This window comes from Burkholderia sp. BCC1993, assembly GCF_905339865.1.
Lineage (GTDB): Bacteria > Pseudomonadota > Gammaproteobacteria > Burkholderiales > Burkholderiaceae > Burkholderia.
In genome coordinates this window covers 521,131-544,483 of record NZ_CAJPGZ010000001.1, presented here as the reverse complement: position 1 = coordinate 544,483, position 23,353 = coordinate 521,131, and the positions used below count along the sequence as shown (strand labels likewise).

At 67.9% G+C, this 23,353-nt stretch carries 20 protein-coding genes; 19 read left to right on the top strand and 1 reads right to left on the bottom strand.

Annotated features, from left to right (window positions below; all coding sequences use genetic code 11):
* Positions 1–387: 387 nt before the first annotated feature.
* The 19 genes from U4Y91_RS02525 to U4Y91_RS02435 all read left to right on the top strand — a co-directional run bounded on the left by U4Y91_RS02525 (position 388) and on the right by U4Y91_RS02435 (position 22,903).
* Complete coding sequence (locus tag U4Y91_RS02525; protein ID WP_321803053.1) at positions 388–1,872, top strand: flavin monoamine oxidase family protein; 1,485 nt, start codon at positions 388–390, stop codon at positions 1,870–1,872.
* 10 nt (positions 1,873–1,882) lie between these two features.
* Complete coding sequence (locus U4Y91_RS02520) at positions 1,883–2,542, top strand: c-type cytochrome (RefSeq protein WP_321803051.1); 660 nt, start codon at positions 1,883–1,885, stop codon at positions 2,540–2,542.
* A gap of 35 nt (positions 2,543–2,577) precedes the next feature.
* Complete coding sequence (locus U4Y91_RS02515) at positions 2,578–3,252, top strand: hypothetical protein (protein ID WP_321803050.1); 675 nt, start codon at positions 2,578–2,580, stop codon at positions 3,250–3,252.
* Positions 3,253–3,325: 73 nt separating this feature from the next.
* Positions 3,326–3,949, top strand: a complete 624-nt coding sequence (locus U4Y91_RS02510) for a helix-turn-helix domain-containing protein (protein ID WP_321803048.1) — start codon at positions 3,326–3,328, stop codon at positions 3,947–3,949.
* 247 nt (positions 3,950–4,196) lie between these two features.
* Entirely contained in the window at positions 4,197–5,030 is an 834-nt protein-coding gene (locus tag U4Y91_RS02505; protein WP_321803046.1) for a phytanoyl-CoA dioxygenase family protein, read from the top strand.
* 17 nt (positions 5,031–5,047) lie between these two features.
* A complete protein-coding gene (locus tag U4Y91_RS02500) occupies positions 5,048–5,461 on the top strand; it encodes a RidA family protein (protein WP_321803045.1) in 414 nt (137 codons plus the stop codon).
* A 214-nt stretch (positions 5,462–5,675) separates the two neighbouring features.
* Positions 5,676–7,043, top strand: coding sequence for a DUF1329 domain-containing protein (locus tag U4Y91_RS02495; protein WP_321803043.1), 1,368 nt, complete (start codon positions 5,676–5,678; stop codon positions 7,041–7,043).
* 80 nt (positions 7,044–7,123) lie between these two features.
* Positions 7,124–8,968 carry a DUF1302 domain-containing protein gene (locus U4Y91_RS02490; protein ID WP_321803041.1) on the top strand — a complete coding sequence of 615 codons (1,845 nt, stop codon included), beginning with the start codon at positions 7,124–7,126 and terminating at the stop codon, positions 8,966–8,968.
* Positions 8,969–9,023: 55 nt separating this feature from the next.
* A complete protein-coding gene (locus U4Y91_RS02485; RefSeq protein WP_321803039.1) occupies positions 9,024–11,384 on the top strand; it encodes an efflux RND transporter permease subunit in 2,361 nt (786 codons plus the stop codon).
* A 31-nt stretch (positions 11,385–11,415) separates the two neighbouring features.
* Positions 11,416–11,700 (top strand): hypothetical protein, encoded by a 285-nt coding sequence (locus tag U4Y91_RS02480; protein WP_321803037.1) that lies wholly within the window; start codon positions 11,416–11,418, stop codon positions 11,698–11,700.
* A 30-nt stretch (positions 11,701–11,730) separates the two neighbouring features.
* Positions 11,731–12,702, top strand: coding sequence for a WD40/YVTN/BNR-like repeat-containing protein (locus U4Y91_RS02475; protein ID WP_321803035.1), 972 nt, complete (start codon positions 11,731–11,733; stop codon positions 12,700–12,702).
* Positions 12,703–12,747: 45 nt separating this feature from the next.
* A complete protein-coding gene (locus U4Y91_RS02470; protein WP_321803033.1) occupies positions 12,748–14,226 on the top strand; it encodes a flavin monoamine oxidase family protein in 1,479 nt (492 codons plus the stop codon).
* The gene (locus U4Y91_RS02465; RefSeq protein ID WP_321803031.1) at positions 14,227–14,916 is read left to right on the top strand and encodes a c-type cytochrome; all 690 of its coding nucleotides are present in this window, start codon (positions 14,227–14,229) and stop codon (positions 14,914–14,916) included.
* Positions 14,917–15,088: 172 nt separating this feature from the next.
* Entirely contained in the window at positions 15,089–16,219 is a 1,131-nt protein-coding gene (locus U4Y91_RS02460) for a saccharopine dehydrogenase family protein (protein ID WP_321803029.1), read from the top strand.
* A 42-nt stretch (positions 16,220–16,261) separates the two neighbouring features.
* Positions 16,262–17,815 (top strand): AMP-binding protein, encoded by a 1,554-nt coding sequence (locus tag U4Y91_RS02455; RefSeq protein WP_321803027.1) that lies wholly within the window; start codon positions 16,262–16,264, stop codon positions 17,813–17,815.
* A 25-nt stretch (positions 17,816–17,840) separates the two neighbouring features.
* Positions 17,841–19,082: a thiolase family protein gene (locus tag U4Y91_RS02450; protein WP_321803025.1), complete on the top strand. Its 1,242-nt coding sequence runs from the start codon at positions 17,841–17,843 to the stop codon at positions 19,080–19,082.
* An 11-nt stretch (positions 19,083–19,093) separates the two neighbouring features.
* Positions 19,094–20,599 (top strand): FAD-dependent oxidoreductase, encoded by a 1,506-nt coding sequence (locus U4Y91_RS02445; RefSeq protein ID WP_321803023.1) that lies wholly within the window; start codon positions 19,094–19,096, stop codon positions 20,597–20,599.
* A 167-nt stretch (positions 20,600–20,766) separates the two neighbouring features.
* Entirely contained in the window at positions 20,767–21,441 is a 675-nt protein-coding gene (locus U4Y91_RS02440; protein ID WP_321803021.1) for a TetR/AcrR family transcriptional regulator, read from the top strand.
* A gap of 172 nt (positions 21,442–21,613) precedes the next feature.
* Positions 21,614–22,903 carry an acyl-CoA dehydrogenase family protein gene (locus U4Y91_RS02435; RefSeq protein ID WP_321803020.1) on the top strand — a complete coding sequence of 430 codons (1,290 nt, stop codon included), beginning with the start codon at positions 21,614–21,616 and terminating at the stop codon, positions 22,901–22,903.
* 134 nt (positions 22,904–23,037) lie between these two features.
* Here the strand turns inward: U4Y91_RS02435 and U4Y91_RS02430 are convergent, their stop codons facing one another.
* Positions 23,038–23,193 (bottom strand): DUF3309 family protein, encoded by a 156-nt coding sequence (locus U4Y91_RS02430; RefSeq protein ID WP_321803165.1) that lies wholly within the window; start codon positions 23,191–23,193, stop codon positions 23,038–23,040.
* Positions 23,194–23,353 lie beyond the last annotated feature (160 nt).

Below are 23,353 nucleotides of genomic sequence, written 5' to 3'. Positions count from 1 at the left end.
CCGCTTGTTCAGGTGCATCGGGGTTGCATCGAACCGCAATACTACCGTACCGCCCATGCCGTCGACCGGAGACGGGAAGCGGGCCACCCCGGGCCGGCCATGCCGGCTTTCCGGTGCTCTCAGGACGGCCGCCATCGATCGCACGACAGGGGAATACCCTGTCTTTTTTTTTCGATCCTGTTTTATGTATCATGACCTATCTTTTGCAACATGTACTAATTAAGCGAGCCGACGAATCCTTATCGTGACGGGGACCTTCGGTACGCGGCGAGGCCGGCGTACGCACCGGCCTCGGCGCATTCGGTCGTCGGATTTCGCGCGGACGAAAGTCGCGTGCCGCCGGGCACGCGGTCGTTCGCGCCCTTTGCAGGCAGGAACCCAACCATCATGTCCAGCAAGTCATCCTCCCGCGGGTCGGCCGACCCGCAGCGCAGGCAGTGGCTGAAGGTCGCCGGCGCGTCCGTCGCGGCCGGCGGCCTGGCGCTCGGCGCGGCGCGCGCCGGTGCCGATACCGCACCGGTCGCCGGCACCGACGGCGACGTGCTCGACGTCGCGATCGTCGGCGCCGGGCTCGCCGGGCTGACCGCCGCGCGCGACCTGCGCTACGCGGGCTGCGAATCCTTCGTCGTGCTCGAGGCGCGCGATCGGGTCGGCGGCCGCACGCTCAACTACGACATCGGCGGCGGCCATGTGTCGGAAGTCGGCGGCCAGTGGATCGGCCCGGGTCAGACGGCCGTCTCGGATCTCGCCCGCGAACTGGAAGTCGGCACGTTTCCGAGCTACTACGCGGGCAAGACGGTCATCCTCGGTGGCGACGGCCGCGCCGAGATCGACCTGGACGGCACGTTCGGTACCGACGAGGCCGTCGCCGCGAAGCTGAGCCGGCTGTCGCGCGACGTGCCGCCGGGCGCGCCGTGGACGTCGCCGAAGGCGGCCGAACTCGACCGGCTGTCGGTCGGCGACTGGCTCGCGCAGCAGGGCATCAAGCCCGAGGACCGGATGGGCTGGAACGCGTCGATCTCGCTGTCGGGCGGCACCGCGCCGGCGAAGATGGGGCTGCTGCATTTCCTGTCGATGATCAACTCCGCCGATTGCGATTACGCGCAGCTCGACTCGATCCGGCACAGCGCGCAGGAAACCCGCTTCGTCGGCGGCTCGCAGATTCTCAGCATCCGGATGGCGCAACAGCTCGGCGACAAGGTGCGGCTCTCGTCGCCGGTGCGCCGGATCGTCGGCTGGGATCGCGCCGTCGTCACGTTGCAGACGGATCGCGGCACGGTGCGCGCGCGCAAGGTCGTGATGGCGCTGCACCCGGCGCTGTGCCAGCAGGTGCAGTTCGATCCGCCGCTGCCTGACAAGCGCGGCACACTGCAGCGCGCCTGGCCCGCGCATTCGCCGGCGCGCAAGACGGCGATGGTCTATCGCCGCCCGTTCTGGCGCGACAAGGGCCTGAACGGCCATGTCTTCCAGACCGACGGGCCGATCTTCTGGGCCTACGACAACTCGCCGCCGGGCGGCGAGATCGGCGTGATCAACGCGTTCGTGCGCAATGCACTGATGCCGTCGGATCAGCAGGCCGCGAAGCAGATGCACATGGATCTCTATGCGCAGGCGTGGGGCGACGACGCGCGTGCGCCGGTGTCGTACCACGATCGCGACTGGGGGCTCGCCGACCCGTGGACGATCACCTGCGTTTCGGCGATTCCGCCCGGCTTCTGGACCGCGCACGGCGACGCGCTGCGCGCGCCGTGCGGCAACCTGATCTGGTCGGGCACCGAGACCGCGAACATCTGGGCCGGCTACATGGACGGCGCGGTGCGCTCGGGCCACCAGGCCGCGCTTCAGGCGCTCAATGCACTGCGTCGCGCGTAGGAGACCGAAGATGAAGAAACGCATGCTGCTGCTCGCCGCGCTCGTGATCGCCGGCGTGCTCCTGGCCGTCTACGGGCCCACGCTGCTCGGCTTCTATCGCCTGCAGCGCCATGTCGATACGACGACGCAGGCCGACGACGCCGACGGCGGCCCGTGGCCGCGCACGACCGACGTCTGCATGGGTTGTCACGGCGTGAAGGGCACGTCGCTGAGCGACGCGTATCCGAGCCTCGCCGGCCAGCCCGCGCCCTACGTGGCCGCCCAGCTTCACGCATTCGCGAGCGGACGACGCGCGAACCCGACGATGGGGCCGCTCGCGATGACGATGAGCGACGCCGAGATCGCGCGACTGGCCGACTACTACGCGAAGCAGGTGCCGCAGGACAACCGCTATTTCAAGCGGGACGCGCGGCTGCGCGCGAAGGGCGAGCAACTCGTGACGGGCGGCGCGTGCGTCGCCTGCCACGGCGCGCGGCTGACCGGCCAGGCGCAGTTTCCGCGGCTCGCGGGGCAAGGCGCCGACTACCTGCGCGCGCAGCTCGACGCATTCGCGAACGGTGTCCGTATCGAGGCCACCGGCACGATGCAGCGCGTCGCGCAGGCGATGTCGGCGGACGATCGGGCGGCGGTCGCGACCTATCTCGCGAGCCTCGGTCCTGGCACACGGTGAATCAACGGCAGCAATCGACCTCGGGAGTTCGAACCATGGATCACAGATCACTTGTCCTTTGTCTTGCCAGCGCGACGCTTGCGGCGACGACCGGCGTGTACGGCTTCAAGTTCGTCCGCAAGCGCAACTTCCTGCTCGGCTTCGAGTGGTGGATCGTGACGATCTCGGCATCCAATGCCGTGATCTTCTTCGCGACCGAATCGCCGGTGTCGTACTTCGTTTCGCACTTCCTCGACGCGTTCTCGCGCGGGTTCGGGATGCCGGTGATCGCGGTCGCGGGCCTGATGGCCGTCACGCACGGCTACCGGCCATCGGTGCGGCAGGACGTGACGCTGTTCGTGCTCGCGACGCTCGGGACGATCGCGCTCGTGGCCGGCGCGTTGCAGCACGCGCTGCCGTACTTCTACGTGACGATGTGGACGCTGATGTCGATCTATCTCGCGGGTTTCGTGTTGCGGCTCGTGCGTGCCGGCCACGTGTTCCATGCGCTGACGACGACGATCGCGCTCGTCGCTTCACTGGCGATCGCGTGCATCTACGACTTCTACAAGATCCCTGGCGAGGAAACCAACGTCGTGTTCAATTTCTACGTGCTGGCATTGCTCACCTGGTCGTACCTGACCGCCGGGCTTTATTACGCGTACTGCGCACTGGAGCGCGACACCGGACGCGGCACGGCGAACGCGAGCGTATTGTCGTATCCGAAATGAGTAGTTGTACAGAGGAAGCGATGACGGTTCGCGATATGCGCCGGGCCGGCCGCGACGCTCATGGAGCGTACGAATGGCCCCGGTTCGCCTGACCCGCGCGCAGCGGCGCGATGCGACGCGCGAACGCCTGCTCGGCGCCGCCCGTGTGATTTTCGCGGAGAAGGGCTATGCGGCCGCGAGCGTCGAGGACATCGCGGCGGCCGCCGGGCATACGCGCGGTGCGTTCTATGCACACTTTGGCAGCAAGACGGAGATGCTGTTCGAATTGCTGCGGCGCGATCACGACGCCGCGGCGACCGCGCTGCGACGGTTCGCCGACATGCCGGCGGGTTCGGCCGAGGACGCGCAACGCGCGATGCTCGCGTATTGGCGGCCGGGGGCCGCGCGGCATGCGTCGCGGCTGATGTGGCTGGAGGCGCAGTTGCAGGCGGCGCGCGATCCGGCATTCCGCGCGCAGTTCGGCGCGTTACTGCGCGAGCGGCAGGCGCTCGCGACCGCATGCATCGACGCGTTCGCGGCGCGCGCCGGCGTGTCGCTGCCGCTGCCTGCGCAGGTGCTGGCGCTCGGCCTGACCGCGCTGGGCGACGGCGTGCAGTCATGCTGTGCGGCCGACGGGCGATGCAACGCCGACACGCTGGCCGATGCGGTGCTGGTCGGTTTCCTCACGCATGCGGTGTTCGGCCGCGTGTGCGAATGACGTAACGACGAAGCGCCGGGCGCGCTTTTGTCGCCGGGTTGTATGACGGCTGAAAGCGGCTTGTCATGGCGGAGCGGCCAGCCGTCACGACGGACACACGAACATGCAGACGAAACAGGGAATACCCCGTCTTTTTCTTTTCCTTATTTTTGTCATGATGACCTAACATTGTCACCATGTTCTACTGAAGGCGTCGGCAGTGAGCGATCGCTGGCCGGCAGTGGTTGGACGAATCAGGAGATCTACGATGGATGCACTCATGCGCAAGGCCTTTTTCGAGGATGGCGCGGTTCTCGTCGAAGGCGCACTCGACGCAGCGCAGCTCGCGCAATGCCGCGCGGTGTTCGACTGGGGGATGGAGAACCCGGGCCCGATGGCGTCGGCGTTGCTCGACGGCACCGAATACCGGTCGCACAACGACAACGCGAACCCGTATGCGAAGGCCCGGCTCGACGAACTGGTCGCCACGCTGCCGTTCGGGAAGCTGTTCGCCGACCTGTGGGGCTCGAAGCACGTGTGGTACTTCGCCGAGGAGCTGTTCATGAAGGCCGGTGGCAAGAGCGCACGCTCGCCGTGGCACCAGGACACGTCGTACCTGCCGTGGCAAGGCATGCACTTCGGCAATGCGTGGATCAGCTTCGAGCACGTGCCGAAGCGCAACGCGCTGGAGATCGTGCGCGGCTCGCATCACGGCGTGCGCCATGACGGCACCACGTTCCAGAACGCAGAGGACCCGACCGACCCGCTGCATGGCGGCGATGTGTGGCCGCGCCTGCCGAACATCGAGGCGGAGCGGCGCGCTGCGCCCGATGCGTACGACATCGTGTCGTGGGAAACGAAGCCGGGCGACGTGCTGCTGCTGCACCCGGGCGTGCTGCACGGCGGCGGCGCGGTCGATGCCGCGTTCCCCGATCGCCACACGCTCGTGCTGCGCTTCTTCGGCGACGACGCCGTGTTCAGCCCGCTGCCCGATGAAAGCCGCTCGGGCTTCACGCCGGCCGGCGTGCTGTTCGTCGAGGAACTCGCCGCGCTGAAGGCCGGCGACCCGTTCCGCGCACCGTGTTTCCGTCAACTTGTCTGAGCAAGGAGTTTTTCATCATGTCAGCTACCCCGAAGCGGCAATCGATCGTTCCGCCTCCGTTCCAGCCGTGGTACGACGCGTACCACTTCTCGCCGGCCACGCGCGTCGGCGACACGATCTGGGTGTCGGGCCAGGTCGGTCTCGACGCGCAGATGCAGCCGGCCGACGGCGTCGACGCGCAGGCGCGGATCGCGTTCGAGAGCCTGAAGATGATCCTCGAAGCGGCCGGCGCGAGCCTCGCCGACGTCGTCGAACTGACGACCTTCCACACCGATCTTCAGCAGGACACGCAGGGTTTCGCGGCGGTCAAGGACGTGTATTTCCCGAACCGCTATCCGTCATGGACGGCGGTCGGCGTGTCGCAACTGGCGTTGCCGGGGCTGTGCGTCGAAGTGCGTGCGGTCGCGGTGGCCGGGTCGGGCAAGGACTGAACCCGGCGGCAGCACGTCATTCCTTCTCGGCGAGTGTGCATCATGAATCGCAGTCCTGAGGAATGACGAAATTGTATCGAAACAGGCAGGCGGCCGGCCGTCATCGCGGCCGGCCGCCATCAGGGAGCGACGCGATCGTCGGGTGACGAGCGCGGGCGGAGTGAATGCGCGGGGCCCGTGACGGGCAAACGAACGCGCGGTGGGAAGGAGAACCATGATGATCAAGCATCGATTCTGGGCCGTGTCCGCACTCGCGGCCGCTGCATGTCTCGCGATCGGCACGGCCGTCGCGGCGGACGACCTGACGCCGGCGGGCGCCGATCGATCGGCGAGCAAGGACGGCACGGTGCCGGCCTACGCCGGCAAGCAGTCGCCCGACGCGGGCTGGGAGTGGGGCAAGGTACGCGCCGATTTCTGGAAACACCGCAACGAGAAGCCGCTGTATTCGATCGACGCGGCGAACGTCGACAAGTACGCGGACAGGCTGTCGCCCGGGCAGGTCGCGCTGATCAAGCAGAAGAAGGGCTACCGGATGGACGTCTATCCGTCCCATCGCGAATGCCAGCTGCCGGACGCCGTCGAGCAGAATTCGAAGGCGAACCTCGCGGCCGCGAAGCTCGGCCCGGCCGGCGAGACGCTCGCATCGGCGGTGCTGCCGGGCGTGCCGTTCCCGCAACCGAAGAGCGGGATCGAGGCGATCCTCAACTACGAGATGCGCTATCGCGGCGAAGGCGTCGACTGGGCGCAGATGGCGACGACCGTGTCGCCGCGTCCGGGCAGCAGCGAATGGATCGACGCGGTCGGCCCGCAGACGTACTACTTCCCGTCGGGAAAGCTCGGCAAGCTGTCGCCGCAGGACGTCGACCAGTTGAGCGCGGCCGTGTACTTCCAGATGAATTCGCCGGCCGCGCTGGCCGGCCAGGCATTCGTGCAGCGCCAGTACTTCGACAAGGCATCGGAGACGTACTACTACTTCCCCGGCCAGCGCCGCGTGCGGCGCATGCCGGCCTATACGCACGATGCGCCGCTGATCGGCTTCGAGAACCAGTACCTGATCGACGAAGGCAACATGATCAACGGCGCGCTCGACCGCTTCAACTGGAAGCTGGTCGGCAAGAAGGAAATGATCGTCCCGTACAACGCGTTCGGCCTGTACAAGTTCAAGAGCAAGCTGCACGACGTCGCGACGCCGGACGGCATCGCGGCCGCGAGCCGGCGCTACGAGACGCACCGCGTGTGGGTGGTCGAGGCGACGCTCAAGCCGAGCGCGCGGCACGTCGCATCGAAGAAGACCTTCTATCTCGACGAGGACAGCTGGCTCGCGCTGGTCGGCGAGGACTACGACGCGCAGGGCAAGCTGTGGAAGGTGCGGGAGAGCTATCCGATTCCGGTCTGGGAGCTGGGCGGAACCTGCGACAACGAACCGCTCGCGCAGTACGACATGAACAACGGCCGCTACGTGCTTGATGCGACGTCGATCGGGCAGGGCAGGGACGTCCGCTGGCTCGAGCACGCCGACGATCCGCGCTTCAAGCAGGATTTCTACACGGCCGAATCGCTGCGCTCGGTCAGCGAACGGTGATTGCCGTCGACTGACGGACCACAAGGGACCGGCGCGCGCAACGACCGCGCGCCGGCGTCGGACAGGGGCGGAGAAGGATCATGGAATCGGCACGATTGGTAAGGAATGCTACAGTATCGATTGCGCTCGCGGGTGCCGCGGCGTCGAATGCATACGCTTACGACTTCACGACGAGTATTAACGGCCTGCAGGGCTCGTGGGTGACGAACCTGACGGCGGGCGCGGGGATCCGGACCAAGAGCCCGAGCTGCTCGCTCACCGGCGACCCGAACGCATACGGCTGCGGCGCGGCCGCGAACACCAATCAATGGGGCTACGCGGACAGCGGCGACCTGAACTACCGCAAGGGCCAGCCGTTCAGCACCTACCTCAGCGCGACCAGCGAACTGCTGCTGAAGATGCCGAGCGAAGGGCTGAAGTTCATGGTGCGCGGCACCGGCATGTACGACTTCCTCGCCGGGAACACGGCGAGAACGCCGCTGTCGAGCACCGCGTCCGCGCAGGTGGTCTACAACGCGCAGCTGCTCGACCTGTGGGCGCAGAAGGATTTCACGATCGGCGGGCGCAACGCGCACGTGCGGCTCGGCAACCAGGTGATCAACTGGGGCGAGAGCATGTTCGCGCAGAGCGGTATCAACGCGACCAACTCGCTCGACGTGCAGAAGCTGCTGATCCCCGGCTCGCAGCTCAAGCAGGCGCTGCTGCCCGCGCCGATGGCGAGCTTTGCCGCCGACCTGTCGCACGGGTTCAGCACCGAGGGCTATTACCAGTTCCAGTGGAACGGCAACCGCTATCCGCCGGTCGGCTCGTACTGGTCGGTGACGAACGGCTTCGGTCGCGGCGCCGAGCCGTTCACGCTGAACACCAACAACCTGAACGTGGCCGGCCCGAGCGCGGGCACGATCGCGAACGCGATCGGCGGCGGGGCGGCCGCCGGCAACCAGGGCACGCTGGATACGATCAGGAACGGGCTCGTGAACGGCGACTTCGCGGGGCCGCCGTTCAACAGCATCGGCCTGCCGTCGGTCACGAACCTGCCGGCGAAATACCGGCCGCAGTTCGGCGTGAAATTCAACTACTCGCCGCGCTCGTTCGATGCGAACTTCGCGTTCTACTACCTGAACTACACGGACAAGTCGCCGGTGCTCGCGTCGCTCGCGAACGGCACCGAGCAATGGTCGTATCTCGGCCGGCGCCAGCTGTTCGGCGTCAGCGCGAACTTCGGGCTCGGGCCCTGGGCGATCGGCACCGAACTGTCGTACCGGCCGCGCGACGCGGTCGCGCTGTCGAGCTGCTACGGCGCGGGCGGCCCGCTCGACCTGAACACGAACGGCGTGGCCGGCATCAATTGCTCGCAGTGGGTCGACAAGAAGAAGTTCCAGTACGACATCAACGGGCTGCTCGCGCTCACGCGCAGCGAGTATCCGTTCCTGAAATGGCTCGGCGCCGATTCGGCCGCGCTCACCTGGGAACTCACGTGGATCTACTACCCGGGGCTGAAATCGAGCGGCGTCACGCGCACGATCGACGGGCAGACCGTCACGCAGGTGCCCCAGGCCGGCTACCTGCCCTGGCTGAACAACGGCTCGGCGCTCGGCTATCCGATCGGGATGGGCCAGGGCACCGCGAGCTCGGTCGGCGCGACGATCGACTTCAACTGGACCTATGACGGCACGCTGATTCCGGGCTGGCAGGTCACGCCGGGCGTCACGTTCTCGGACGGCCTGTACGGCTATACGCCGACCTTCACCGCGAACTACATGCAGGGCGCGAAGTCGGTGAACGTCTACGTGCTGTTCAACCAGAACCCGCCGAACTGGCAGGCCGGCATCAACTTCACCGCGTTCTTCGGCGGCCACAACACGGTCGGCCAGCCGTACGCGGACCGCAATTTCGTCGGGTTGTTCGTCACGCGGAATTTCTGACGCCGATGTGCTTAAGGGCGGCGTGCGCCGCCGCCAATCATGAAGGGGTAATGTCGTGCTCAATCGTCTGGTCAGCCGCCTCGAGCGGCTCTTCTTCGGTCATCGCGCGATCGTGCTCGCGGCGATCGCGTTGTTTACCGTCGTGATGGCCGTGTTCGCCGTGCAGCTGCGCATGGATGCCGGCTTCGAAAAGCAGATGCCGATCGGGCACGAGTACATCCGCACGTTCCAGCAATACCGCAACGACCTGCTCGGCGCGAACCGGATCACGGTGGTCGTGCGCGCGAAGCACGGGTCGATCTGGTCGAAGGAAGGGCTCACGCGGCTGTACGACGTCACGCAGGCCGTCACGTATCTGCCGAACGTCGACCGCATCGGCGTGCGCTCGCTGTGGACGCCGAACGCGTTCGTCAACGAAGTGACCGACGAGGGTTTTCGCGCGGAACCGATCATTCCCGGCACGATCACGCCCGATCAGCTGACGCCGGACGTCGTCGCCCGCGTGCGCCGCGCGACGACGCTCGGCGGCTACGTCGGCACGCTGGTGTCGCACGGCGAGGACAGCGCGATGATCACCGCCGAGCTGAACGAGCGCGACAGCGCCGGCAAGGTGCTCGACTACGTCGCGTTCAACCACCTGCTCGAACAGAAGGTGCGCAAGCCGTTCGAGGACGCCGGCTACGAAATCCAGATCATCGGCTTCGCGAAGCAGATCGGCGACATCGCCGACGGCGCGACGGCCGTGCTCGGCTTCTGCGCGGTCGCGCTGCTGCTGACCACGCTCGCGGTGTACTGGTATTGCCATTCGGTGCGCTTCACGGTGCTGCTGGTCGCATGCTCGCTGACGTCGCTCGTCTGGCAGTTCGGCACGCTGAAGCTGCTCGGCTTCGGCCTCGATCCGCTCGCGGTGCTGGTGCCGTTCCTCGTGTTCGCGATCGGCGTGTCGCACGGCGTGCAGCAGGTGAACTTCATCGTCCGCGAGATCGCGCACGGGCAGAGTTCGTTCGACGCGGCGCGCCACAGCTTCAACGGGCTGCTGATCCCCGGCGTGTTGGCGCTGATTACCGCGTTCGTGTCGTTCGTCACGCTGTTGCTGATTCCGATCCCGATGGTGCGCGAGCTGGCGATCACCGCATCGCTCGGCGTGGCGTACAAGATCGTCACCAACCTGATCCTGCTGCCGGTGGCCGCGTCCTGCTTCCACTTCATGAAGACCTATGCGGACGATTCGCTCAAGCGCGCGCAGCAGCGCGCCAGGCCGCTGCGCGTGCTCGCGCGGGTGGCCGAGCCCAAGTACGCGGGCCTCACCGTCGCGCTGACGGTCGCGCTCTTCGCGCTCGCCGCGTGGCAAAGCCGCGACCGCGTGATCGGCACGCTGCAGCCGGGTGCGCCGGAACTGCGTGCCGACGCGCGCTTCAACCGCGACGCGACGTCGATCGCCGGCAACTACGACATGGGCCTCGACTGGCTGACGGTCGCGCTCGAATCCACCGGCAAGGCCTGCGACAACCCGGCGGCCGGCCTGTACGAGGACGACTTCTCGGCCGCGATGCGCACCGAACCGGGCGTGGTGTCGGTGCAGTCGTACTCGGCGATGCTGCGCACCTACAACCAGGGCTACAACGAGGATTTCCCGAAGATGAACGTCGTGCCGATCGATGCCGAGAACTACGGCGCGGTGTCGGTCGACGTGTCGCGCGTGAAGGGCTTCATGAGCCGCGACTGCGGGATGACGGCCGTGCACCTGTTCCTGACCGATCACAAGGCGACGACGATCAACCGGATCCTCGACGACGTGAAGCAGTACCGCGCGGCCCATCCGTTCCCGGGCATCACGGTCCGGCTCGCGGCCGGCAATGCAGGCGTGCTCGCCGCGACCAACGACGAAGTCGCGAAGAGCGAGCTGCCGATGATGCTCTACGTGTACGCGGCGATCCTGATCCTCGTATTCCTCGCGTACCGCGACTGGCGCGCGATGCTCGCATGCTGCGTGCCGCTGTCGGTCGCGACCTTCATCGGCTACTGGTTCATGAAGGAACTGCAGATCGGGCTGACCGTCGCAACGCTGCCGGTGATGGTGCTGGCGGTCGGGATCGGCGTCGACTACGCGTTCTACATTTACAACCGGCTGCAGGTGCATCTGGCGGGCGGGCAGGACATCGTGAAGGCCGTGCAGCACGCGATGCTCGAAGTGGGCGTCGCGACGATCTTCACGGCGATCACGCTGGCGATCGGCGTCGCGACGTGGAGCTTCTCCGCGCTCAAGTTCCAGGCCGACATGGGCAAGCTGCTCGCGTTCATGTTCATCGTGAACCTCGTGATGGCGATGACCGCGTTGCCCGCGCTCGCGTCGCTGCTCGAGCGCTGGTTCCCGCGCCGCAAGCCCGCGCGCGCGCCGGGCTTGTTCAGTCACTGAAGCTCACGAACATCCTGACGGAGATTCGATCATGGTCAAGACGCTGGCGGCCTGCGCCGCACTTTGCATCGCGGCGGTTGCGTTCCCGCGATTTCATGAAGCGACCGCGGACCGAACCGCATCGGCGCATGCGTTCGCTGCCGACGCAACACGCGTCAGCGTGCGCAACGCCGCGGCCGGCGAACCGGGCGTCGCTTCGTCGTCGACCGACGGCAACACCGGGCGGCAGGCGGCGGCCGCGCGGGGCGCCGACCAGCCACCGGTCGTTGCGCTTGGCGTAGCGAATGCCGGCTGGTCGAATCTGTTCAACCACTGATACCCGCGCCCACCACTTCAGGGACTCACGATGATCAAGACGCTTATTGCCTGCACCGCGCTCTGCGCCGCCGTGACGGCCTTTGCGCAGCCGCAGGACGGAGGCACGGTCGCGGCCTGGGCCGCGAAGCCCGCGCACGCGTGGGCCGCGCCGACCCACATGATGCTGACGGATGCGACACGCGCCGGCTCGCGCATCGTCGCGGTCGGCGAGCACGGGATCGTGCTGCTGTCGGACGACGACGGCAAGACGTGGCGGCAGGCGCGCCGAGTGCCCGTGTCGGCGACGCTGTCGGCCGTGTCGTTCGCGGATGCGAAGCACGGCTGGGCGGTCGGCCAGTGGGGCGCGATTCTCGCGACCGACGACGGCGGCGACACATGGGTCACGCAACGGCTCGATACGTCGGTCGACCAGCCGCTGTTCTCCGTGCTGTTCACGAGCGCGCAGGACGGCATTGCCGTGGGCCTGTGGTCGCTGATGCTGCAGACGCATGACGGCGGCAGGACCTGGACGCGCACGACGCTGCCGAAGCCGCCGGGCGGCGGCAAGGCCGACCGCAACCTGTACCACGCGTTCGCCGACGCCGCGCATGCGCTCTACATCGTGTCGGAGCAGGGGATGGTGCTCAAGTCGACCGACGCCGGCGCGAACTGGGCCTATCTGCCGACCGGCGGCAAAGGCACGTTGTGGTCCGGCGTCGCGATGCCCGACGGCCGGCTCGTGGTCGGCGGGCTGCTCGGCAGCCTGTTCGAGAGCCGCGACGGCGGCGCGACATGGACGGCATTGAAGACGGGCACGCGCAGCTCGATCACCGATCTCGTCGCGACCGGAGGTGGGCTCATCGGCGTGGGGCTCGACGGGCTCACGCTCGCGCAGCGCGTCGCGGATGGCCCGTTCGACGTCGCGCAGCGCGCGGATCGCGCGACGCTCACCGCCGCGCTGATCGATGCGCGCGGCAGGCCGGTCCTGTTTTCGCAAGACGGCGTGCTGGCTGCGCCATGAATCGAATCCGCTGACAGAAGGGCAAGGAAGGATGGAGTATCAATCATGAATCGCAAGCACAAGCCGGACGCGCACACCCGGCGACAGATTTTGCGTCTCGCGGCGGCGGGCGCCGCGTCGCTCGCCGCCGGTGAGGTGTCGTTCGCTGACAGTGCAATGCCCGCCGCGGCCGCGAACGGCGTCCTCGATGTCGTGATCATCGGCGCCGGGCTCGCGGGGCTCACCGCCGCGCGCGACCTGAAGCGCGCCGGCTGCGACGCGTTCGTCGTCGTCGAGGCGCGCGACCGCGTGGGCGGGCGGACCTACAACCACGACCTCGGGCACGGCGTCGTGTCCGAAGCCGGCGGCCAGTGGATCGGCCCCGGCCAGACGGCGATCGCCGACCTGGCGCGCGAACTCGGCGTCGACACGTTCCCGACCTTCTACGCGGGCAAGACGGTCGTGCTCGCCGGCGACACGCGCGTCGCGCAGGATCTGCACGGCGGCACGGGCGGCGACGATGCGATCGGCGCAAAGCTCGGCGCGCTCGCACGCGGCGTGCCGTCGCGCGAGCCGTGGACCGCGCAGCACGCGGCGGAGCTCGACAAGCTGACCTACGGCGACTGGCTGCGCCGACAGGGCGTGACCTACGAGGACGGTTACTTTCTTGCCGTCGCGGCGAAGCTGTCGCTCGGCGGCGCACCGGCGCAGCTCGGGCTGCTGCACTACCTGTCGATGATCAACAGCGCGGATTGCGACTACGCGAAGCTCGAGTCGATCAAGGGCGGCGCGCAGGAAACGCGCTTCGTCGGCGGCTCCCAGGTGTTGAGCCTGCGGATGGCGAGTGAGCTCGGCACGAAGGTGCAGCTGTCCTGCCCGGTGCGCAGGATTTCCGGCTGGGATCGCGACGTCGTCGACGTGCAGACCGATCGCGGCGTGCTCCGCGCGCGGCGCGTGATCGTCGCGCTGAATCCGGCGCTCTGCGAGCAGATCGTGTTCGATCCGCCGCTGCCGGCCGGCCGCGCGCAACTGCAGCGCAACTGGCCCGCCAATGCGCCGATGCGCAAGACGGTGCATGTGTACGAGCGGCCGTTCTGGCGCGACGACGGTTACAACGGGCAGATCTTCGAGGTCGGCGGCCCGGTCTTCATGGCGTACGACAACTCGCCGCCGGACGGCTCGGTCGGCGTGCTCGCCGCGTTCGTCGCGCCGGGCGCGCTGCCGGCAGAGCCGAAGGCCGCCGAGCGGACGCTGTCGGCCGTGTTCGCGCGCGCGCTCGGCGACAAGGCGCTGCATCCGACGCAGTTTCACGACTACGACTGGGGGCGCGTCGATCCGTGGACGCTGCAGTGCATCCATCCGCTGCCGCCCGGCTTCTGGACGAAATGGGGCAAGTACCTGCGCCCGGAGGCAGGCCGTCTGATCTGGTCGGGTACCGAGACGGCCGACCTGTGGCCCGGCGCGATGGACGGCGCGGTGCGATCCGGGCACCGAGCGGCATTGCAGGCGCTCGGCAAGCTGGCCGGCCGCGGCAGGGAGGCGTAAATGAAACGAACCTGGATGATCGGCGCCGCCCTCGCGATCGCGGGCGTGGCGGCAGCCGGCACGCTGTACGGCCCCGACCTGATCGACGGCATGCGTTACGAGAAGTCGATGACCGCGATCGGCAGCGCGGACCAGGCGAACGGCGGCGCGTGGCCGCAGCAGCAGGAGACCTGCTTCTTCTGCCACGGCACGCACGGGCAGTCGCGCAACACGTGGTATCCGTCGCTGTCGGGCCAGCCGGCGAGCTACATCGCCGCGCAGCTGCGCGCATTCGCGAGCGACCAGCGCCGCAACGCGTACATGGGGCCGCTGTCGCGCGAGCTCGACGACGCGAAGATCGACGCGCTGGCGACCTATTTCGCGCGGCAGGCGCCCGAGCGCAACGAGGTGGTGCCGGCCGACACGGCGCTCGCGCAGCGCGGGATGGCGCTGGTCACGGCCCGCAGCTGCCAGGCGTGCCACGGCGCGGCGCTGACGGGCAAGAACCACGTGCCGCGCCTCGCGGGCCAGGGCCAGCTTTACCTGGAAGCGCAGCTCGCGGCATTCCGGTCGGGCCAGCGCCACGATCCGACCGGTGCGATGAACGGCGTGGCCGCGACGCTGTCCGGCGACGACACGCGGGCCGTTGCGCACTACCTGGCCGGGCTGTCGCCGGACGGTGCGGGTGGCGCAGGCGGAACGGCTCGATGATGCGCGCGGCGCGTCAGGGCCGGGAATACCCTGCCTTTTTCTTCGCCGTTTACTTTGTCATAGTGACCTAAGATTGGTAATTTGTTCTATGAATAAACGCCCGAATGTGAAGCGGCAGTAGCGGTCGTTTGACCGAACCGATTTTCAACAACTCACGTTTCAGGAGACAACCATGGCTAAGCACCCCGTCGTCGTTTACGGCGCAAGCGGTTACACCGGCATGTTGATCATGGACTGGCTGATCGACCAGAACATCCCGTTCACCGCGGTCGCGCGCAACGCGGGCCGCGCGAAGGAAATGATGGCGCAGCGCGTCGTGCGCCTCGAATCGGCGCAATACGAAATCATCGAGGCGGAGCACAACGTGGATTCGCTCGTGAACGCGTTTCGCGGCGCGAAGGTGGTCTGCAATACCGTCGGGCCGTTCTCGAGCTTCGGGCTCGTCGGCGTCGAGGCCGCGGTGAAGGCCGGCTGTCACCACCTCGATACGACCGGCGAGCAGTCGTACATCCGCGCGGTGCGCGACCAGTTCGGCGAGCTGTACCGCCAGGCCGGGCTGCTGGTGTCGTCGTCGAACGCATACATGTACACGTTCGCCGAAATCGCCGCCGAGCTCGCGCTCGAAACGCCGGGCATCGACGCGCTGGAGACGGCCACGCTGACGCGCGGCCCGCGCGGCGCGGCCGGCGTGAGCATCGGCTCGACCGCGACGATCTTCGACGGTGCGCGCCACGAGTCCTGCTACCTGTGGGAGAAGGCGCTCGTGCCGCACGCGGCCGATGCGTCGTTCACCGTCGCGACGCCGGAACTCATGCAGCCGGTGTTCTGCCTGCCGTGGGGCGGCACGTCGCTGCCGGTCTATTTCGAGCGCGACCCGCGCGTGCGCAGCTGCATCTCGTGCGTGGGCTTCTACGACAACAACGTGATGAAGCTCGTGCACCAGTTCGGGCAGAAATGGGAAGCCGAATACAAGCACCTGCCGCGCGAGCAGCAGGACGCGATCCTCAAGCAGGTCGTCGATTCGACCACGCCGACGATGCCGCCGCGCGAGCGCACGACCATCCAGCGCAGCGTCGACTTCGCGATCGGCCGCGGCCAGCTCGCGTCGGTGCGCGCGACCGTGCACGGCATCACGCCGTACATCTCGACCGGCGCGATCCACGCGGCGGGCGTGCTCAAGCTGCTCGACGGCGACGTCGCGCGCACGGGCTTCGCGTCGGGCTCGAAGGCGTTCGGCCACCGCTACCTGCTCGGCTTCCTCGAACAGCGCGGGCTCGCGCGCGCGACGGTCACGCAGCTGTGACGGCCGACGCCACCCCGATCTTCATTCAACGGAACACGTGACATGGCCATTATCGATTTCTACGACCGCGGGTGGCGCATCAATCCCGACGGCATCGCGTATATCCAGGACGAGCGCAGCTACTCGTTCCAGGAGATCGGCGAGCTGTCGTGCCGCATCGCGAACGGGCTGCTCGCCGCCGGCTTCGCGAAGGAGGCGAAGGCGGCGGTGTGGGCGGACAACGACGTAACCGGCTGGAGCTGCGCGCTCGGGACGTGGCGCGCGGGGCTCGCGTATATCCCGGTCAACGGCCGCAACACGCCGGCCGAGAACCAGTACGTGCTCGACGCGTTCGACTGCGAGGTGCTGTTCTTCCACCACGCGTTCGCGGACGCGATCGACGCGCTGCGGCCGAGCCTGCCGAAGGTGCGGCTGTGGGTGTGCATCGACGCCGACCTGCCGTGGGCGCCGTCGCTCGCGACGTGGAGCGAAGGACGGCCGGCGACGCCGCCGGTCGTCGACTACGGGATGGACGACGTCGTCACGCTGTCGGCTACCGGCGGCACGACCGGCCTGCCGAAGGGCGTGATGAACACGCACCGCTCGTTCCAGACGTACTTCGCGAACTTCATGATCGCGACGTCGTACGGCGCCGAGCGGCCGATGAATCTCGCGGCGGCGCCGATGACGCACACCGCCGGGATGATGTCGCTGCCGTGCACCGCGCGCGGCGGCACGGTGGTCGTGCTGCCGAAGCCCGACCCCGCGCTGCTGCTCGGCGCGATCGTGAAGCACCGCGTGACCGAGTTCTTCCTGCCGCCGACCGTGATCTACCGGCTGCTCGACATTCCCGGCATCGACAAGGTCGACTTCTCGTCGCTGCGCTATTTCCTGTACGGCGCTGCGCCGATGTCGGTCGAGAAGCTCAAGCGCGCGATCGACGTGTTCGGCCCGGTGATGACGGGCGGCTACGGGCAGACGGAAGCGCCCGCGTCGATCTCGTACCTGACGCCGGCCGAGCATTTCGTCGACGGCGCGCTGGCGCCGGACGAACGGCTGGCGTCGGTCGGCCGCCCGAACCCGCTGGTGCGCGTCGAGATCGTCGGCGAGCGCGGCGAGGTGCTGAAGCAGGGCGAGACCGGCGAGATCTGCGTGTGCGGCGACCTCGTGATGAAGGGCTATTACCGCGCGCCGGACAAGACGGCCGAAACGATCGTCGACGGCTGGCTGCACACCGGCGACATCGGCCATCTCGATCGGGACGGCTACCTGCACATCACCGACCGCAAGAAGGACATGATCATCAGCGGCGGCTTCAACGTCTACCCGAGCGAAGTCGAGCAGGTGATCTGGGCGCACCCGGCCGTGCAGGACTGCGCGGTGATCGGCGTGCCCGACGACACGTGGGGCGAGGCCGTGAAGGCCGTCGTCGAGCTCAATGCGGGCCAGCAGGTGAGCGCCGAGGAACTGATCGCGCTGTGCAAGGCGCAGCTCGGCTCGGTGAAGGCGCCGAAGAGCGTGGACTTCATCGCGGCGCTGCCGCGCAGCACGGCCGGCAAGGTGCTGAAGAAGGACCTGCGCGAACAGTACTGGCAGCGCCGGCAACGCCGGATCTGACCGGAATCGATAGGGACTCCAGACGATGAGCAACATCTACATCGCCGGCATTGCAATGACCGTGTTTGGCCGGCACCCCGACCGCAGCGTCGACGACCTCGCACGCGAGGCGCTGCAGCGCGCGTTGCGCGATGCCGGCTGCCATGCCGACGCGATCCGCGCGGCGTTCTACTCCGGCATCACCAACGGCGCGTTGCAGGGGCAGCTGTCGATCCCCGGCCAGGTCGTGTTCAGCAAGATCGGCCTCGACGGCATTCCGATGTTCAACGTCGAGAATGCATGCGCGTCCGGCAGCACGGCCGTGCACCTCGCGGTGCGCGAGCTGCAGTCGGGCGCGTGCGACGTCGCGCTCGCGCTCGGCGCGGAGAAGATGAACGTCGCGGACAAGGCGAAGTCGTTCGCGCTGTTCGAGGCCGGCTGGGACGTCGCGCGCGTCGACGAGAACTTCGCGACGCTCGCGCGGCTCGGCGAAGGGATCGAGCCGCCGCCCGGCTCGGAATCCGGGCGGCCGTACAGCCGCTTCATGAAGATCTACGCGGCGCTGTGCCGGCATCACATGCGCACGTACGGCACGACGCAGCGGCAGATCGCGGCCGTGTCCGCGAAGAACCACGCGCATTCGGTGCACAACCCGTACTCGCAGTTCCGCCAGCCGTTCACGATCGACGAGGTGCTGGCGGCGCCGCCGATCACGTACCCGATCACGCTGCCGATGTGCGCGCCGCTGTCGGACGGCGCGGCCGCGGCAATCCTCTGCACCGAGGAAGGGCTCGCGCGCATCGGTGCCGATCGCAGTCGCTGCATCCGCGTCGCCGCGAGCGTGATCCGCAGCTTCTCGCGGCGCCGGATCGACGAGCCGCACAAGCACATCGGCCGGCTCGCCGCATTGCAGGCGTACGAGCAGGCCGGCGTCGGGCCGGAGGACATGAACGTCGCCGAAGTGCACGACGCGTCGGCGATGGGCGAGATCATCCAGGCCGAGAACCTCGGCTTCGTGCCGCCCGGCGAAGGCGGGCCGGCCGCGGAGCGCGGCGAGTTCACGCTCGGCGGGCGAATCCCGATCAACACGTCGGGCGGCCTCGAATCGAAGGGCCATCCGCTCGGCGCGACCGGCATCGGGCAGCTTTACGAACTGGTTACGCAATTGCGCGGCGAGGCCGGTGCGCGCCAGGTGCAGGGCGCGCGCCATGCGATCCAGGAAAACGGCGGCGGCCTGCAGGGCATCGAGGAAGCGGCGCTGGCGATTCACATTCTCAGCAAGGATTGACGGAGGCGGACATGAGCGACGCATACGGTGCGACGACGGCCGGACAGACGGACCCGACCGCGCGGCAGCCCGGCGCGCGCGCGGCGGGCGGCGTGGGTGGCGTGGGCGGCGTGGGTGCGGCAGCGGCGATGCAGGCCGCCGGCGCGGATGCGGCGAGCCCGCTCGCGCGCTGGGGCGAGGCGGTCCGCGCGGACGCCGCGTTGCAGAAATACCGGCCGGTCGGCGGCTGGATCGACGCGCCGGCCGACCTGCAGCCGCCGCTCGAGGGCGACGTGCGCGCGGACGTGATCGTGGTCGGTGCCGGCTTCGCCGGCCTGTCGACGGCGCTCGAGCTGGCCGCGCGCGGCGCGAGCGTCGTCGTGCTCGAGCGCGAGTTCGCGGGGTTCGGCGCGAGCGGGCGCAACGCCGGCTATCTCGCGGGCGGCCAGGGGCTCGAGTACGAATTGTTCGTCAAGCGCGTCGGGCACGACCAGGCGAAGCGAATCGTCGGTTTCTACGACGAAGGCGTCGCCTACGTCGAACGCAAGCTCGCCGATTACGCGATCGATTGCGACTACCGCGCGTCGGGCATCATCCGCGCGGGCGTGCATCCGTCGCAGGAGAAGCGCTTGCGCGAGAGCATGGAAACCGGCATCGCGCTCGGCTCGCCCGCGCAGTTTCTCGACGGCGCGGCGATGCGCGCGCGCGGCATCCCGCCGGCCTTCCTGTTCGGCGCCTACGTGCCGGGCGGCGGCACGCTCGATCCTGGCAAGTACGTGACGGGGCTGCGGCGCGCGGCGCTCGCGGCCGGCGTGAAGCTGTACGAGAACACCGCGCTGCTCGGTTTCGACGAAGGCGAGAATGTGCGCGTGCGCACGGCGCGCGGCAGCGCGAGCGCGCCGGTGCTGGTGCTCGCGACCAACGCGTACACGCCGCAACTCGGCCTGCTCGGCGACAAGGTGATGCCGTTGCGCGTGTCGGCGCTCGAAACCGAGCCGCTGTCCGACGCGCAGCTCGACGCACTTGGCTGGCCGAACCGCGAGGGCATCGTGACGCCGCACCTGACGATGGAAAGCCATCGCCTCACCGCGCGCAACACGCTGCTGCTGACGACCAAGCGGCTGCACTACGTGTACGGCTCGCAAACGCCGAACGTGCCGGACGACGACGCGTATCGCGCACTCGCGAAGACGCTGCATGCGCGCTTTCCGCAACTGGGCACCGTGCCGGTGCGCGCCTGCTGGAGCGGCTACATCTCGTTCGCCGGCGACGCGTTGCCGGTGGTCGGCGCGGCCGGCGCGCACCGTAACGTGTTCTACACGGCCGGCTGCTCGGGGCATGGCGTCGGCACGCAATCGCTGATCGGGCGCGTGCTGGCCGAGCGGATTCACGACGGACAATCGCCGCTGCTCGACACGCTGACGCACAAGACGCCGTCGGTGCCGTGGGAGCCGCTGCGCTGGTGCGCGGTCACCGCGATGCTCGGCGTCGCGAACCTGCTCGACGAGCGCGTGAACCGCAAGGTGCGCGCGACGTAGCGGCGCGCACGCTCGTCGCGGCGCGCCGGCGCGGATCCGGCCGGACCGCCCGGCAGTGGGGCGGCTCGATGGAAAATGAGGCTCGCATCGGGTATAGTCGTTTGCGCTCCGTAAGGTACGGAGCGTCCATTCGACGAAGCCGAAACGCCATCTTCACGACGAACACGATGACAGTGTCCAACGAGCAGCGCAGCCCCCGAAAGCGGCGCACTTCCACTGCCACCGCAGCCACGGCCAACACCGACGGTCTGCGGGCGCAAGGCCTGCGTACGCGCAACACGATCATTCGCGTCGCGCGCAAGCTGCTGCTGGAAGGCGGCGCGCTGGAATTCTCGCAGCGCGCGGTCGCCGCGGCCGCCGGGATCAGCGTCAGCAATCTGCAGTACTACTTCCCGACGCGGATCGCCGTGTTGCGGGCCGTCATCGAGCCGGTCATCGACACGTATCTCGACGACATGAAGCGCGCGATCAGCAGCGACGCGTCGCCGCGCGACGTGTTCGACGAAATCATATTGCGCTCGATCGCCGATGCGAAGGATGCCAAGTACAACGCACTGTTCCGGCATTTCCTGTCGTTCGCGGCCACCGATCCCGAATGCTTCAAGCTCTACGACGAGTGGTATGCGACGCTGACGCGCGACCTCGCGCAATTGCTGCGCGCCGTCAATCCGGAATTCGGTGCGGCCGACAGCCGGCATGCGGCGACGATGCTGATCGCGCTCGCCGACGGCCTCGCGATGCAGTACGGCACCGGGCGCCATACGCAGGCGCTCGACACGTATTTCATTGCGACGTCGCGCGCGATCGCGTACGGCACGCTGACGGCGCCCGCCGGCAAATAACGACGCGACGCGCACAGTCGACGCGGTGAACGAGACAGGGGAATACCCTGTCTTTTTTTTGCTTCCTGTGTTTGTCATGATGACCTATGTTTGGTATGTATTTCTAGATTTGAGGCGGCCGGGCGCATGCGCTGCCGGGTCGACATGACTGGAGTCCAGGAGGAGAACGGAAATGATTCGTCTGAACAAGTCCGCGGCGCTGCCGCTGGTCGGCCTGACCGGCTTCGAGACGCCGCTGGGCGAAGAGGAAAACGCGATCCAGCACACGGTTCACCGCTTCGCGCGCGACGTGCTGCGGCCGATCGGGCGCGAGCTCGACCGGATGACGCCGGAGGAGGTGATCGCACCCGGCTCGCCGTACTGGGCCGCGATCGTCGAGAGCGCGAAGCTCGGGCTCGATCCGCAGCTGATCGCGCAGTTTCCGCCCGAGACCGCGGTGCGCATCGAGTCGCTGATCGGCGAGGAGCTCGGCTGGGGCGATTCGGGCCTGGCCGTGTCGATCGGCGCCGCGACGATGCCGCTGATGATGGCGCATTCGGTCGGCAACCCGGAGCTGGTCGAGATGTGCGCGGGCAAGGTCGGCTGCTGGATGAACACGCAGCCCGATCGCGGCTCCGACGCGGCGATCCTGTATCGGCAGGAGCTCGCCGGGAACGGCCGTCAGCCGGTCGGCAACGTGACCGCGAAGGTCGGCGCCGACGAGATCGTGATCAACGGGCAGAGCTCCGCGTGGATCTCGAACGGGTCGGTCGCGCAGGTCGCGCTCGCGTACATGGCGGCCGACTACGGCGACGGGTTCTACGGCGAAGGCGAGCGCAGCATGTTCACCAACGGCATCGCGATGATCCTGCCGCTCGATCTGCCGGGCGTGTCGCGCGGCAAGCCGCTCGACAAGATCGGCCAGCGCTCGCTGCCGCAGGGCGAGATCTATTTCGACAACGTGAAGGTGCCGAAGCGCTTCGCGATCGCGCTGAAGGACGACTATCTCGGCAATCTCGCGTCAACGTGGTCGTATGCGGGCACGCACATGTGCCAGGTGTTCGTCGGCGTCGCGCGCGCGGCGTTCGAGCTTGCGCTCGCGTATTGCCACGAGCGCAAGCAGGGCGGCGCGCTGCTGATGGATCACCAGATGACGCACCTGCGCATCGGCGAGATGCTGCGCCGGCTGGAGATGGCGCGCGCGATCGCGCGGCGCAGCCTCGCGTTCTCGCGCATGTCGCCGCAGAGCCATCCGTACGCGACCGCGCAGGCCAAGGTGAGCGTGACCGAGGAAGCGATGAAGGTGACGCACGAGGCGTTTCAGCTGTTCGGCGGCAACGGCACCACGCGCGAGTTTCCGATCGAGAAGCTGTTCCGCGACGTGCGTTCGGCGCTGATCGAGGATGGCGAGAACTATATCCTCGCGTCGCGTCTCGGCGTGCTGGCCGGGGAGCTTTACCAGAACGGGTGGACGCGGGAGTAAGTGCGCGCGGCGGCGGCGCGGGCCGCGATCGCGTGCTGTTGCCGGGGCTTCCCGCCCTTGCTTGCGTTTGTAAAGAAGCCACGGCGCCGGGACCGAACGACGCGTGCCTGTTCAACCGGCACGCGTCGTCACACTCAAATGTGGCCCAGCAGCACGAGTATCACGACGATGAGGACGATCAGCCCGAGGGAGCCCGATGGCCAGTAGCCCCAGCTTCGGCTGTGCGGCCACGCTGGAAATGCGCCGATGAGCAGCAGAATCAGAATGATGATGAGGATTGTCCCGAGCATCGCACCCCTCCTGAATTTGTTCGACATGACGGTGTCGGCTGGCGCAATTCCCGTGCCGTGATGCACGGGCATTGGCGCAAGCCGGCAAAAGCGCACTGTTTGAATACCGGAAATTCATGGAATGAATAGCGTTCGATTCAGAAAATAAATTTCAAAAATG

Excerpts from the sequence above, each read along its gene's own strand:
- U4Y91_RS02475 (WP_321803035.1), top strand. The coding sequence starts at position 11,731 with ATGATCAAGACGCTTATTGCCTGCACCGCGCTCTGCGCCGCCGTGACG.
- U4Y91_RS02520 (WP_321803051.1), top strand. The coding sequence starts at position 1,883 with ATGAAGAAACGCATGCTGCTGCTCGCCGCGCTCGTGATCGCCGGCGTG.
- U4Y91_RS02480 (WP_321803037.1), top strand. The coding sequence starts at position 11,416 with ATGGTCAAGACGCTGGCGGCCTGCGCCGCACTTTGCATCGCGGCGGTT.
- U4Y91_RS02435 (WP_321803020.1), top strand. The coding sequence starts at position 21,614 with ATGATTCGTCTGAACAAGTCCGCGGCGCTGCCGCTGGTCGGCCTGACC.
- U4Y91_RS02440 (WP_321803021.1), top strand. The coding sequence starts at position 20,767 with ATGACAGTGTCCAACGAGCAGCGCAGCCCCCGAAAGCGGCGCACTTCC.
- U4Y91_RS02510 (WP_321803048.1), top strand. The coding sequence starts at position 3,326 with ATGGCCCCGGTTCGCCTGACCCGCGCGCAGCGGCGCGATGCGACGCGC.
- U4Y91_RS02430 (WP_321803165.1), bottom strand. The coding sequence starts at position 23,193 with ATGCTCGGGACAATCCTCATCATCATTCTGATTCTGCTGCTCATCGGC.
- U4Y91_RS02505 (WP_321803046.1), top strand. The coding sequence starts at position 4,197 with ATGGATGCACTCATGCGCAAGGCCTTTTTCGAGGATGGCGCGGTTCTC.
- U4Y91_RS02470 (WP_321803033.1), top strand. The coding sequence starts at position 12,748 with ATGAATCGCAAGCACAAGCCGGACGCGCACACCCGGCGACAGATTTTG.
- U4Y91_RS02495 (WP_321803043.1), top strand. The coding sequence starts at position 5,676 with ATGATGATCAAGCATCGATTCTGGGCCGTGTCCGCACTCGCGGCCGCT.
- U4Y91_RS02500 (WP_321803045.1), top strand. The coding sequence starts at position 5,048 with ATGTCAGCTACCCCGAAGCGGCAATCGATCGTTCCGCCTCCGTTCCAG.
- U4Y91_RS02450 (WP_321803025.1), top strand. The coding sequence starts at position 17,841 with ATGAGCAACATCTACATCGCCGGCATTGCAATGACCGTGTTTGGCCGG.
- U4Y91_RS02460 (WP_321803029.1), top strand. The coding sequence starts at position 15,089 with ATGGCTAAGCACCCCGTCGTCGTTTACGGCGCAAGCGGTTACACCGGC.
- U4Y91_RS02515 (WP_321803050.1), top strand. The coding sequence starts at position 2,578 with ATGGATCACAGATCACTTGTCCTTTGTCTTGCCAGCGCGACGCTTGCG.
- U4Y91_RS02465 (WP_321803031.1), top strand. The coding sequence starts at position 14,227 with ATGAAACGAACCTGGATGATCGGCGCCGCCCTCGCGATCGCGGGCGTG.
- U4Y91_RS02490 (WP_321803041.1), top strand. The coding sequence starts at position 7,124 with ATGGAATCGGCACGATTGGTAAGGAATGCTACAGTATCGATTGCGCTC.
- U4Y91_RS02455 (WP_321803027.1), top strand. The coding sequence starts at position 16,262 with ATGGCCATTATCGATTTCTACGACCGCGGGTGGCGCATCAATCCCGAC.
- U4Y91_RS02525 (WP_321803053.1), top strand. The coding sequence starts at position 388 with ATGTCCAGCAAGTCATCCTCCCGCGGGTCGGCCGACCCGCAGCGCAGG.
- U4Y91_RS02445 (WP_321803023.1), top strand. The coding sequence starts at position 19,094 with ATGAGCGACGCATACGGTGCGACGACGGCCGGACAGACGGACCCGACC.